General features: G+C 36.2%; 12 protein-coding genes and 1 pseudogene. 8 read left to right on the top strand and 5 right to left on the bottom strand.

All coding sequences use genetic code 11. The features are described from left to right. Positions 1-19 precede the first annotated feature (19 nt). On the top strand, positions 20-1,249 hold the full coding sequence (locus BCL90_RS20425) for a restriction endonuclease subunit S (RefSeq protein WP_121286668.1): 1,230 nt from the start codon (positions 20-22) through the stop codon (positions 1,247-1,249). Here BCL90_RS20425 and BCL90_RS20420 read toward each other — a convergent pair. Both BCL90_RS20420 and BCL90_RS26280 read right to left on the bottom strand, forming a co-directional pair. After that, positions 1,242-1,862 (bottom strand): restriction endonuclease subunit S, encoded by a 621-nt coding sequence (locus BCL90_RS20420; protein WP_208529948.1) that lies wholly within the window; start codon positions 1,860-1,862, stop codon positions 1,242-1,244. The two genes, BCL90_RS20425 and BCL90_RS20420, sit on opposite strands and share 8 nt — an antisense overlap. Before the next feature lie 54 nt (positions 1,863-1,916). Further along, positions 1,917-2,456, bottom strand: a pseudogene (locus BCL90_RS26280) (restriction endonuclease subunit S); the annotation flags it as partial. A 124-nt stretch (positions 2,457-2,580) separates the two neighbouring features. On the opposite strand from BCL90_RS26280, the gene BCL90_RS20410 reads away from it, so the two are divergent. The 3 genes from BCL90_RS20410 to BCL90_RS20395 all read left to right on the top strand — a co-directional run bounded on the left by BCL90_RS20410 (position 2,581) and on the right by BCL90_RS20395 (position 7,701). Beyond that, positions 2,581-3,507, top strand: a complete 927-nt coding sequence (locus tag BCL90_RS20410) for a tyrosine-type recombinase/integrase (protein ID WP_121286666.1) — start codon at positions 2,581-2,583, stop codon at positions 3,505-3,507. Positions 3,508-3,915: 408 nt separating this feature from the next. After that, complete coding sequence (locus BCL90_RS20400; RefSeq protein WP_208529931.1) at positions 3,916-4,815, top strand: Abi family protein; 900 nt, start codon at positions 3,916-3,918, stop codon at positions 4,813-4,815. Next, positions 4,816-7,701, top strand: coding sequence for a type I restriction endonuclease subunit R (locus BCL90_RS20395; protein WP_121286660.1), 2,886 nt, complete (start codon positions 4,816-4,818; stop codon positions 7,699-7,701). A 74-nt stretch (positions 7,702-7,775) separates the two neighbouring features. Here the strand turns inward: BCL90_RS20395 and BCL90_RS20390 are convergent, their stop codons facing one another. Next, entirely contained in the window at positions 7,776-8,306 is a 531-nt protein-coding gene (locus BCL90_RS20390; protein ID WP_121286658.1) for an NAD(P)H-dependent oxidoreductase, read from the bottom strand. A 98-nt stretch (positions 8,307-8,404) separates the two neighbouring features. Between BCL90_RS20390 and BCL90_RS20385 the strand changes: the two genes are divergently transcribed. Then, positions 8,405-8,767 carry a winged helix-turn-helix transcriptional regulator gene (locus BCL90_RS20385; protein ID WP_121286655.1) on the top strand — a complete coding sequence of 121 codons (363 nt, stop codon included), beginning with the start codon at positions 8,405-8,407 and terminating at the stop codon, positions 8,765-8,767. 342 nt (positions 8,768-9,109) lie between these two features. Here BCL90_RS20385 and nhaA read toward each other — a convergent pair whose 3' ends face one another. Further along, positions 9,110-10,306: a Na+/H+ antiporter NhaA gene (nhaA, locus tag BCL90_RS20380; RefSeq protein WP_121286652.1), complete on the bottom strand. Its 1,197-nt coding sequence runs from the start codon at positions 10,304-10,306 to the stop codon at positions 9,110-9,112. Positions 10,307-10,889: 583 nt separating this feature from the next. Continuing rightward, complete coding sequence (locus tag BCL90_RS20370) at positions 10,890-11,147, bottom strand: helix-turn-helix domain-containing protein (RefSeq protein ID WP_121286646.1); 258 nt, start codon at positions 11,145-11,147, stop codon at positions 10,890-10,892. A 787-nt stretch (positions 11,148-11,934) separates the two neighbouring features. Here BCL90_RS20370 and BCL90_RS20365 point away from each other — a divergent pair. From BCL90_RS20365 to BCL90_RS20355, 3 genes are all read left to right on the top strand, one after another. Further along, complete coding sequence (locus BCL90_RS20365) at positions 11,935-12,165, top strand: hypothetical protein (RefSeq protein WP_121286643.1); 231 nt, start codon at positions 11,935-11,937, stop codon at positions 12,163-12,165. A 169-nt stretch (positions 12,166-12,334) separates the two neighbouring features. After that, the gene (locus BCL90_RS20360) at positions 12,335-12,661 is read left to right on the top strand and encodes a hypothetical protein (protein ID WP_134380784.1); all 327 of its coding nucleotides are present in this window, start codon (positions 12,335-12,337) and stop codon (positions 12,659-12,661) included. Between the two features lie 231 nt (positions 12,662-12,892). Then, positions 12,893-13,495 carry a TlpA family protein disulfide reductase gene (locus tag BCL90_RS20355; protein WP_166792283.1) on the top strand — a complete coding sequence of 201 codons (603 nt, stop codon included), beginning with the start codon at positions 12,893-12,895 and terminating at the stop codon, positions 13,493-13,495. Position 13,496 lies beyond the last annotated feature (1 nt).

The following is a 13,496-nucleotide window of genomic DNA, read 5'->3' as shown; positions in this document are numbered from 1 at the left end:
CAATTAAATAATCGAGAAAATGACTAAGAAAGAAGAAGTTCGTAGAGTTCCTAATTTGAGATTTAAGGGGTTTGAGGAGGAATGGGAACAAAGAACATTGTCCGATTTAGGAGATTTTATTGGAGGAGGTACACCTTCATCATCTAATTCCAATTTTTGGAATGGAGATATTCCATGGATTTCATCTTCAGATCTAGTTGAAGACAACATCCATTCTATGAATGTTTCTAGGTTTATAACAGAAGAAGCAATTAACAAATCATCTACAAAGCTCTGCAAAGCCCCAATAATACTAATTGTTTCAAGAGTTGGAGTTGGTAAAGTTGCCTATTCTCATGAAAGTATTTGTACAAGTCAAGATTTTACTAACATCGTTAACTTTAAGTGTAACGGTTTATTTCTATCTTATTTTCTTTCAGTAGAGATGAAAAATTCTGCTTCTAGTTTGCAAGGCACATCTATTAAGGGAATATCATCCTCAGATATAAAATCAAAAAAACTATTTATTCCTAATGATAATGAACAACAAAGAATAGCAACTTTTCTATTATTACTAGATAATAGAATTCGAACCCAAAGCAAAATAATTCAACGATTAGAAACCTCAATGCAAAATTTGAGGAAAAGGTTATTTACTCAAAAATATAGATTTAAAGATAATTTTGGTAAATCTTTTATTGATTGGGAAATAAAAAGATTAGGAGATATTGCGACAAGAATTACGAACAAAAACAAGGAAAACAACATAAATGTATTAACAATTTCCGCGCAATATGGACTAATCAGCCAGTTGGATTTTTTCAATAAATCTGTTTCAGCTAAAGATCTGACAGGATATTTTCTATTAAGCAAGAACTATTTTGCTTATAATAAAAGCTATTCAAATGGATATCCAATGGGTGCGATTAAAAGGTTGAAAAACTATGAGAAGGGTGTAGTGTCAACATTATATATCTGTTTTGATTTTAATTCTGATATAGACCTTGATTTTATGGAACACCTTTTCGAAGGGGGTATTCAAAACTCAGAGTTAGAGAAAATTGCTCAAGAAGGGGCTAGAAACCATGGCTTATTGAATATTGGTTTAGCTGATTTTTTCAATATTGAACTTACTATCCCATCTTTAGATGAACAGAGGTGTATTGGCAAATTTTTACATAAGCTTCAAGAGAAAATTGAATTAGAAAAACAATTACTTCTTAAATATGAAAATCAAAAGAAATACCTTTTAGAAAATCTATTTATATAAAAAGGTTTGATAGTAAATATTGCTTTTGTTTCTTTAACTTCTCTAATAAGTTTTGTTCAATACTTATTTTATTATCTAAAGCAGTTAAAAAACTGCCGATTTGAAATTGCTCTGCTTGGCTTGGTAATTTAATTTTTAATTTCATTAACCCTATTTTAGACATATTATATCGAGTACTTCCTTGTGCTAATTTTATAATTTCATTTCGTAAAATATCACTTCTAAATAAATATCTAGCAAAACTAGGTAAAAGAATTTCTTCAGAGTTAGGCCTATATCCAAAACAAAAGCTATTTAAATAAACTTCCTCAACTTCTTCTAACAGTACCGAAGACATTCCTATCTCGTCTGGGGTTTCTGAGGATATAGTGAAAAATATGTCTCCTTTTTTTACTTTAGGCTGAGTTTCATTATTATGTATAGTTACTAATTCACATCTTGAAATATCTATTTTTGATTGATCAAAAATCTGTTTGTATTGGATATATGGTTTTCCAACTCCGAAATCTTCTTTTGTTTTACCTGTTAAACCATTATATGTTTGACCAATTTCGCCTAGAATTTTAGTTTGCCAATCAGGGTAGGTGTTTCCAGAATTATCCTTTAATTTCAATTTTTGAGTAAAAATCTTTGTGCTAGTGATACTTTTTAATAACTCCAGCTCCTCAATTATTTTGCTTTGGGTTTGGATGCGAAAATCTATTACTGATAGAAATGAACAAATTTTATCTTGCTCAACTTTTTTCGGAAAACTAAATTCAATTTTTGATAACTTCTCTTTATTTAAGTTGTCCTGTGCAACACCTTGTGAAAGTTTTTGTATTTCAATTTTAAATTTATCAAACAGATGCTTTACAAATAGGACACTTGTTGCATTTTTTTTTGGAATTAAACCAATAATACTATCTGGAAAACAGGCTTTTATTTTTAAGATAGCCGTTTCGGCAATGTTTGCCGCAATTGTTATACATAAAGTGTCTTCGTGCTATAACTTACTTTGGTTTAATCCAGCTTCTGAATAAGTTTGTGAAAATTCTGTGAGAAATAAATTTGCTTTTCTAATATCTCCTGTCTGTATAAATGGATATTTTCCGCCAAATAAGAATTCTGCATCTCGGGGCCTATGCTTAGATTTACCTCTTCCAATTTCAGCAACTTCCGATATTTGTCTCTCTTCCCATCCCCCCTCAAACCCCTTAAATCTCAAATTAGGAACCTAAAACTAATAATTTCCAAACTCCTAAATTTGAAATACGTATAAATCCCAAATCTCAGTACATAAATTACATCATTTCATTACCTTTTGATTTTAAAACTTAAAATCAACCTTAATGAACGAACAAAAAACATTAGCAGAAGTAGTAGCCTTATGGAAAACCGACAAGAAACAGTATGTCAAAAAATCGAGTTTTTCGGCTTACGTACTGCTTATCGAAAACCATTTATTGCCCAGCTTTGGAGAACAAAACTTAATTGAAGAGGCACAAGTACAGGCTTTTGTATTGCAAAAACTGGCACAGGGTTTAAGTCAGAAAACGATTAAAGACATTTTAATTGTACTAAAAATGGTGCTTAAGTTTGGTGCAAAGCATCAATGGCTAACACACCTCCCTTTTGATATTCAGTTTCCTACGGATAGAGAGAAATATAACATAGAAGTATTAAGCCGAGCCAATCAGAAAAAGATGATGCTATATATTCAAGAGCACTTTACTTTCAGAAATTTAGGCGTTTATATCTGCTTAAGTTCAGGTATACGTATCGGCGAAGTTTGTGCGCTAACCTGGGAAGATATAGACACCGAAAATGGTGTAATCAATGTGAGCAAAACCATCCAGCGCATTTATCTGGTAGAAGATGGTCTACGTAAAACAGAGCTCATATTAGATACTCCGAAAACCAAAAACTCCATTAGGGAAATTCCAATGAGCAGGGATTTGTTGAAAATGCTTAAACCTTTTAAAAAGATTGTAAATCCTTCGTTTTTTGTACTCACTAATGATGCAAAGCCAACTGAACCTCGCACCTACAGGGCCTATTATAAGAACTTAATGAAATCGTTAAATATGCCTGAGTTAAAGTTTCATGGTTTGCGCCATAGTTTCGCTACCAGGTGCATAGAAAGTAATTGCGATTATAAAACGGTAAGTGTGTTGCTGGGGCATTCTAATATTACCACTACTTTAAACTTATACGTGCATCCTAATTTAGAGCAGAAGAAGAAGGCGATAGACCAGATGTTTAAGGGATTGAGATAAAATTAGACTTAGGTTAGCTTATGGATTGTAGAATTAAACGCGTCCTATAATCCATATGCTTCCTATTTTTAGAATTTTACGGTTTTACGTAATTTTTTATTTGTATAAATACATTATATTCGTTCAATTGAAAAATGCTCAAATTGCCTAATCAAATATTTTCAGTGAAGATGCTGGCTAATCCAAATAGGCGAGTATTTACTTTTATGAAAAATATTACAGTATATTTTATTATACCAAAAAAAGATACTAGATTTGCACTAACAGTACTCGCCACGCTACCCATCAGAACAGCGTCCCAGGGCGGGTCTTTTGCTTTTATAGACTTTTTGATAACTGATAACAATCCCTCTAATATGCTAATCAAGGCATTTTTAGAGGGATTTTCCTTTTGTAATATTATCGCCAATGATTTATAACAAAAATGCATTTACTATTGATGAGCATATTGCGCAACTTCAAGAAAGAGGATTGGTTATTGCAGATAAGGTGTTGGCTGCACATTATCTTTCACATGTAAGCTATTACCGTTTAGCGGGCTACTGGTGGCCTATGCAAGCGGATAAAGCACAGCATAAGTTTAAAGAAAACAGTAAGTTTGAAGATATAATCCATCTTTATAATTTTGATAGGGAATTACGAATATTAATTTTCGATGCTATCGAAAAAATAGAAATTAGCTTACGAACAAAATTAATTTATCATTTGTCTCATGAGTTTGATCCCTGGTGGTTTCAGAATATAGCTATATTTCAGGATAGTGGTGCGCTTATAGAAACACTTGCCAATTTGAAAGAGGAGATTGAACGTTCAAAAGATATTTTTATTAAAGAACATAAAAAAAGGTATAAAGAAGATTTAAGGTTTCCACCAGCCTGGAAATCTTTAGAGATGACCAGTTTTGGTTCACTTTCTAAACTGTATGGCAATCTTAAAAATACCATCAAATCAAAAGATACTATTGCCGAAGAATTGGGAGCCGTAAATCATACCTATTTACCGAGCTGGTTACAGTCTATTGCGCAAATAAGAAACTATTGTGCGCACCATAGCAGGTTATGGAATAAAAATCTTCCGGGAACTCCGAAAATATTGCCCAGACCGCCTCATAGATGGCTGGTTGATGTGCCTGCAGATACTCAAAAGCTCTATCTTCACTTATGTATCATTAGGTATATGCTTAATATTATAGCTCCAGAGAATTCATTTGCATTAAAGATGAAAGAATTATTAACTAGATATCCATCCGTAGACCCCAATGCTTTAGGTTTTAAAGTGAACTGGGAAAACGAAGCACTTTGGAATTAAATGGCTAAACAATCCGAACAAATATTAGAAGAACAGTTAATCATCAACTTGCAAAAGTTAGGTTATGATTATATTACTGTACTTAACGAAGAGGCGCTTATTCGCAATTTAAAGTTGCAGTTAGAAAAGCACAATAAAGTGAATTTTTCTGAAGCGGAATTTGACAAAGTGCTTAACATTTTGAATAAGGGTACCGTTTTCGAAAAAGGAAAAACCTTACGTCAAAAACAACATATTGTTCGCGATAACGGCGATAATTTATATTTTGAGTTTTTAAACACAGAGCATTGGTGTCAGAACGAATATCAGGTAACCAATCAGGTTACGCAAGAAGGTAAGTATGTAAACCGCTATGATATTACCTTGCTCATCAATGGCATGCCCTTGGTTCAGATAGAATTAAAGCGACGAGGTTTGGAAATGAAAGAGGCTTTTAATCAGCTTAATCGTTACCAGAGGCATTCGTTTAATGCCAGTTACGCTTTATATCAGTATGTGCAGGTATTCATAATTAGCAATGGTGTGAATACAAAATATTTCGCTAATAATCGCTACCAGGATTTTAAACAAACTTTCTATTGGACCGACATACAAAATAAACGAGTTACCAATTTGCTGGAAGGTTTTGCCGATGCCTTTTTAGAGCCTTGTCATATCAGTAAAATGATATGCAAGTATATCGTTTTAAATGAAGCCAATAAAATACCCATGATATTGCGCCCTTACCAATATTATGCTGTTGAGGCTTTAATTGAAAGGGTGAAAAATACAGCCAGGAATGGTTATATCTGGCATACTACGGGTTCGGGTAAAACCTTAACCTCCTTTAAGGCTAGTCAGATTTTAATGAAGTTGCCACAAATTCATAAGGTAGTATTTGTGGTAGACCGTAAGGATTTGGATTACCAGACTACTAAAGAGTTCAATAGTTTTCAAGAGGGGAGTATAGATGGGGCAGATAATACCAGTAACCTGGTTAAGCAGTTTACCGACAATTATATTGATAAAAAAGGCGAACATAAAAACTCAAAGTTAATTGTAACCACTATACAAAAACTAAATACAGCTATTAGTAAATTGAAGTACGAAGGCAAAATGGCCGGTTTAAAAGATAAACGTATCGTGTTTATTTTTGATGAATGCCACCGTAGCCAATTTGGCGATACCCATCAACGCATCAAATCATTCTTTAACAATAGTCAGCTATTCGGCTTCACAGGTACACCAATTTTTGCCGATAATGCCAATAAAAATGATTTAGGCAAACGTACCACTAAAGATTTGTTTGAAGATTGCTTGCATAAATATGTCATCACTGATGCCATTCGTGATGAAAATGTATTGAAGTTTTCGGTAGAATATGTAGGTAGATACAAACATAAAGATGGCAGGGAAACGGCTATTGATATTGAAGTGGAAGATATTGATACTACAGCGTTGATGGAAGACCCCAAGCGGCTCATCAAAATAGCAGATTACATTATTGCTCATCACGACCGTAAAACACAAAATAAACGCTTTACCGCTATGTTTTGCGTGGATAGTGTTAAAACCTTGATTAAGTATTACGAAATTTTTAAACGTAGAAAAATAGAGGGTACTCATGATTTAAAAATTGCCACCATTTTTAGTTATGCCAGTAACGAAGATGATGCAGAAGCGAATGGTTTTATATCAGAAGAAGTTTCGGTAGTGGAAGAACCAAGAGCATTATACGGTTTGCAAGCGCATAGCCGAGAAAAGTTAGACGAATTTATTGCAGATTATAACGTCATGTTTGGTAGTGCATACAGCACTAAAGACAGCGAAAGCTTTTATAATTACTACAATGATATTTCTGCAAAGGTAAAAGACGGTAAAATTGATGTTTTGCTAGTGGTAAATATGTTTTTAACAGGTTTTGATAGTAAAACCTTAAACACGCTTTATGTAGATAAAAACCTTAAATACCATGGTTTAATACAGGCTTATTCGCGTACCAATAGGATATTGAATGAGCAAAAATCGCAAGGCAATATTGTTGCTTTCCGTAATTTAAAAAACAGGACTGACGAAGCAATAACCCTGTTTAGTAATAAGGATGCAATTGAAGTCATCATTATGCAGCCTTATGAAGATTATACCCAGGAGTTTGAAAAAGCTTATCAAAAGCTAATTTCAATTGCAAGGTTCCCAGACGATGTAAGTGAGTTGGTGACAGAAGAAGATGAACTTGAATTTGTAAGGGCATTTAGGAATGTCATGCGCATCAAAAACATTATGACTTCGTTCGCTGATTTTAACTGGGATGACTTACAAATGGGTGAACAGGAGTTTGAAGATTTCAAAAGCAAATACCTCGACTTATACGATAAGGTAAAACATGAACATGCCAAAGAAAAGGCATCCATTTTAGATGATGTAGATTTTGAACTGGAACTCATCCATCGTGATGAAATTAATGTCACCTACATTATCCAACTACTGATTAAACTTAAAGCTGCTAATAAAGGTGATGACGAAAAGACCAAACAAGAGATTGCAAATTTGTTATCAACCGAAACTACTTTACGTAGTAAACGTGAATTGATCGAACGCTTTATTGAAGAAAATCTGCCCTTAATTAAAGATACGGATGAGGTTACAGGAGAGTTTGATAAATTCTGGGACAAAGAACAAAAGCAGGCCTTTGAGAAATTAATTGATGAGGAAAAGCTATCTAAAGAAAAAACAGAGAAGCTAATAGAAGATTATCTGTTTGCCGAGAGAGAACCATTGACGGATGATTTGCTAGACTTGATTGAAGGAGAAAAACCGAGTATTCTTCAACGTAAGAAGCGACGTGATGGAATTTTGTTGCGCATTAAGGATTTTGTAGAGACTTTTATTAATGGAATGGTGGGATAATAGCTGATTTAAACAAAACCCACCACACCAGTAAGATCGAAGCGGTTAAAATCGCGAACCTCAATACTTCTTAATTACAACGCATCTAAAAAATCTAAATACAAGGAAACGCTATCTTCTATCCACTCTTCCGATGGGTTATTGTCTATTCCATAATAAGCAAATGGGGGTTGGTAATCGGCTTTTACATATTGAAAAGAAAGTTCGAACGGATGGGTTAATTCTGCTAAGGGATATTTATATTTTTCTGATGGACGCAATTCGTGTTTTTCAACGCCCAATGAAATGGCCAGGGCGATTTTCTTGCCAGCCAATTTATAACCACTTTTGCTGCCATAGGCCCAGCCATGTGTGAGAACCTCATCCATCCATTTTTTTAAAAGTGAGGGACAATTGAACCAATAATAGGGAAACTGGAATACAATTTTATCATGCTGTTCAACCAGCTTTTGTTCTGCCAATACATCAATCTTTTCATCAGGATATGCCTCATGCAGTTGATGGACCAGATATTTATTGGGGTATTTATTTAATTCTTCAATCCACCTTTTGTTGATTACGGAGTTTTTAATGTCGGGATGGGTGACGATGATCAATATTTTCATTTTTACAGATTTTGATGATTATAATTGCAAAAATAGATGCATAACCGCTTAATTTGTACATTAGCCACCAATTGTAAGGTACTATAAAAAATGTAAGTATGTCTAAAATCAAGGAAACCTCTACCAACTATGCGAACAAACAAGCTTTAGCTGATGAGTGTTTAGAAGTTTATACGGCCAACATTATCGGTGGGCAATGGGCTTTGGTGATCTGTTCGTGGTTAATGAGCGGTAAACTCAGATTTGGAGAATTAAGAAAAAATTTACCTAACATTACCGAGCGAATGCTCACCTTACAGCTACGTAAATTAGAAGCAGCTAAAATTGTGAAGCGAACCGTTTACGCCGAAGTTCCGCCACGGGTGGAATATGAACTAACTGCCATTGGCCTGGAATTGAGACCGATTATTAATGCACTCGAAAGCTGGGGCGTAAAACATAAAAATTTGTTAGGGGAGTAGCTAGCCTGGTTTAGTTTAAGCTCAGTATTTACTCAATGGTTATCTCTTTATTTGAAGAGCATACCTACAGGCAAAGCGGAAGGTTTGAAAACGATAGGCAGAAAGGGTTTTAAGGCGCTTGAAAGTAAGCGAAAACACAGTTCAAAGATTTCTCCATTCCGCTGCGCTCCAGTCGAAATGACGACCGATTCTTACTACTAAATCTGCTAGGCCGGATAGCATGGTGCAGATTGGGAGGAACAGAGACAAACATCCATGGATTGATCCATTTGAAACTATGAGGGGAACTCCCCCTCCTAATTTAGGAGGGGTGGGGGTGGTTATGATCAGATTCTCTGTGTTTTACTTTGTGTCCTCTGTGGTTAAACTGCGTTCTGTGGTTAATTCCTGAGCTTTAACCGATTTCAAAAATACAAAGCCCACCACACCCGATAGGATCGAAGCGGTTAAAATTGCAAACTTCGCTTGCGAAACATGCAGCACTTCGCTAAAAGAGAGCAGGGCAATAAAAATCGACATGGTAAAACCGATTCCGGCGAGCATGCCTAAACCTAAAATGTGTTTCCAGCCTGCCCCGGTGGGTAAATCGGCCCACTTCAGTTTCACGGCTAACCAGCTGAAAAAGGTTACGCCAATGGTTTTACCCACGAATAAACCTACAATAATGCCGAGACCAAGGGGGGAAACCAGTCCCGTAAGCATTTCTTTCTGAAAGGTGATGTTGGTATTGGCCAATGCGAAAATGGGCATAATAATGTAGTTAACCGGAGTGGTTAAAAAATGCTCCAGTTTTTCTAAAGGCGATTTAACATCGGTTTCGTTAGTAGGGATGGTGAAAGCCAGTAATACACCTGCAATGGTAGCATGGATGCCCGAGTGGTGGATGAAATACCAAAGGAATACGCCCGGGATGAGGTAAAACACAAGTTTCTTAACGCCGAAATAATTCATCAGGCCTAAAAGAACAAGGATGCCTCCGGCCATGGCCAGGTATTCGAAATGAATTTGGTTGGTATAAAAGATTGCGATGACCAGGATGGCGCCAAGATCGTCTACAATGGCTAAAGCCGCCAGGAATATTTTTAAACTGGTGGGTACGCTTTTACCGAGCATCGCAATGATGGCGAGGGCAAAGGCAATGTCGGTTGCCATAGGGATGCCCCAGCCGTCGGCAGTTTCTGCGCCTTTATTAAAAAACGAATAAATTAGCGCTGGAACAAGCATGCCGCCCAGGGCTGCAATTACGGGTAAGGCTGCACTTTTAACAGAAGATAGTTCGCCTTCTACCAGTTCGCGTTTGATTTCCAATCCTACTAACAGGAAGAATATAGCCATTAAGGCATCGTTTATCCAGGCTAAAATACTGTAGTTGACGGCGCCAAAGCCTAATTTGGTTGCTAAAAAGGTTTCGAAATTTTCTTTTGAAGCGGTATTGGCGATGATTAAGGAGATTGCAACGCAGATCAGTAATAGGAAACCGCCTACTTGTCCGGAGCGGAAGAAACGCTGAAATACTTCTAGATTGATGAGTTTAGCCATAAGGGTAAAAATAGTGAAAGAAGGGGAAAAGGGGATGATTTTTGTAAAGAAAAGTGAGGTGCTAATACGGTTGGCATTCTATTACAACAATAAATCCGTCATCCGATAGCTATCGGATGCGATGAGGCTTTTTCAGCCGGGGAAGCAATCTTACTACTATGTGTGGAATTTTTCGAATACATTGGATGGCTGATGACAAATATACAAGTGGTGTCATTTCGGCCGCAGTGGAGAAATCTTTTAACATAGTCCAAAGATTTCTCCATTTCGCTGCGTTTATAGTCTGATGAAGCCACCATATTTGATAGTTGCCGATCCGATGGTAGTATATTTTCTTTCGGAGAATCATACCGAAGATTGTCTTTATGCCTGATAACAAAACATCCATTTGCTATTCCAGACATTCAACAGGTAAAAGTCATTGTAAAAACTGTCTGCTACAATCACACTCCCTTTATTAACCGGTACCTATAAGCATCTTTATTGTCCGCTGTTTTCCAATTTGTTATATTCACATATAGGCAGGCTGCTTCTTTCAGTTACTCCTGGTTTCCAGATCTGACACTATATCATGAATTTTATGCTATTCCAGCCCGGCGTTAAAGTCTATTCCAAAATCAAAATCAAGAAGTGCTGTTGGATGGATTTTTAAACCTATAGCCAATCTCACTATTGTAATGAAGCTTGGGCTGGTTTCTCCATTTTCATATTTAATAATATCTCCTGTATTAACTCCACTTCTCTTGTAAAATTCACGATAAGAAAGTTCCTGTTTCTCTTTTAAAGATTTTAAATGCTGACCGAATCTTTTCAGAATTATTTTTTCTTTCTCACTAATCATTTTATTGCTAATAAAAATATGATTAGCAATGTCTTTTATATTTTATTTAAAAACGTCATGCAATTACTTGACATTTGTATTTTTTTTATTTACATTTACGTAACAAAAAAATAAGAACCAATAAAAGGTAAAATTAAGAGTCTTGCAACCTCAAATCTCACGCCGTTGGAGCAGGACAGCAGATTTTATCCCATTTCTTATAGCGGAATTGCTATCTTTAGCTTTCCAAAATAAGAGTGGGCTTCTGCTGTAATTCCATTTCAACGTAAGGCGTGAGAAACATTATGAGGTTATGGTTTGGGAAGCCCACTTTTTTTTCTCTCCATCAAGACTCATAACATACGATTATGAGCAAGCAAAAAATAGGTTGGATTAAATGGTTGGTACTTACTGAAGTGAGTATGCCCCAATATATTATTTTAATTGTTCGCCATTTTCAAGTATTTCTTTACCAGTCTCTGTTAAGTTGTCCTTTTGATCGGCTTTATGCCTTAAAGCCCAAAAATCCCGAATAACTGTTTCGATAAGGCAGGCTAACCTTAAAGGTTAATAATAATTTAGGTTTTTAATGATGATGGCCTGCCTTATTCCTCTTTGCAGAGATTATTTGATATTCGAATAAAACTTAAGTTTTTATAGAATTTTTTATAAAAAATAAGTGGCTTATGCTGCAATGTGATTGTTATGTCTAAATTTTTCGCCTGTTACATGCTTTTTTTCTTTCATAACAAAGTTTCAATAACCTAAATTTTTACGATTCAATTTAACCAATTACGCAGACCAAATTATGAAATTCAACAATTCTTACTTGCCGCTTTTTTTCTTTTGCGGTGCATTGTTGTATGCGCCATTGATTATGCTAACCAATGGCAAGCATTGTAAAGAAAAAGCCGATACTAAAGCAGGAATTGGAAAACATCACAATGCGGTTAAGCAAACCGTGAAAGTGTCTGATACCTGTAGCAGTGACAGCACTCTATTCTCGGATTACTTTATGATCAACACTTTACCATATTAACCTGTATGGCCATGCGATCTGATTAATTTTCAGAACGGTAGATATTTTGCCGCTACAAAAGCTCCTGCCGCAAAAAGGAGCGAGCAGCAGGCTTGACTGTCCCGGAAGATTCTTTCCGGGCGGTTATGTTGGCAGAATAAACTGACCATACAAACTAACCAAACTAAAAATGATAAAAAATATTTGTACAATTTTATTGCTCATTCAGCTATTTGCCTATAGTGGATTTGCACAGCAGGCGCTACCGAAAATTACGACTGCAGCCTTTAGAGATCAACTGCCGAAGACTTTTTGGAATTTTAAACATGTATTGTTTGAACGGGGCATGCCACGCGAATATACCCTCTCTGATGATAGGGGGAAACTCATATTAATAGATTTTTGGGCCAAAGTAAGCGGTTTCTTCCTGAAATGCTATAGGCTGCAAAGCCTAAAGGCCTTGGTTGAATTGATGACAGAACAGCCAAAGCTTTATGATTTAGATAAGGCTTTTTAACCATTGGCCTGTCCTGTTGATTTTTTTTCTTATTGCTTTTAACTAACTAAAATTTAAACTAAACGGTTTTGGCTGTATGGAGATTGCTATGTCTTTGGTATAAGCTTTTTCTGCTGGTTTGCCCTGGACGCAAAACAGGGTACAGTGGTGGCGAGGCTAATGCGGGAAGAACCTTCCCGCATATCTCCGCTTAATGTATTATATAGCCTAAACTGCTAACAATTTATGATAATGATAAAAAATATTTTTTGTGTTTTATTGCTCCTTTTCTGTTTGTGCACAGTTGTGCTGGGACAGGTGAGGGGGGTAGATAGTATTGCGCCTGTGTATGTTGGCGGAAAGCTTCCTAGGGTGCTTTTTGATACGAAGAGTAAGATGCTTATTGATGGAGTATTGTCGGAAGTATCGCTTGCGAGGGATTATGATAAGCTTATCCTGATTGATTTCTGGGCAAGCTGGTGTGGGAGCTGTTTGAAGAAGTTTCCTTTGCTAGCAAAAATTCAGAAGCAGTTTCCTGATGATCTGAAGGTGGTGCTCGTGAATTCGGTTGGTACGGGAGATTCTGCTTCCTCGCTTGCGCAGAAGGTTAGGATGGGGGCTGCTGCGGGTGCCGTGGGAGAGATTGGGCTTCCTTTTGTGGTGGAGGATAAAATGTTTTTGAGTGCTTTTCCTCACCGGGCGCTTCCGCATTATGTGTGGATTGTTGGTGGGGTTGTGCTGGGAATTACCCAGAGTGATTTTCTGACGGAGGAGAATGTTGCAGTGATGGTGGAACGCGGCAGGAAGCATATGATAATCGTAAACAAGAAGAAGGCTAGGGGGGCTAAGGATTAGT

The organism is Pedobacter alluvionis (genome assembly GCF_003664035.1).
In the GTDB taxonomy this organism is placed as follows: Bacteria; Bacteroidota; Bacteroidia; order Sphingobacteriales; family Sphingobacteriaceae; genus Pedobacter; species Pedobacter alluvionis.
This window is presented reverse-complemented; position numbering and strand designations above follow the sequence as displayed.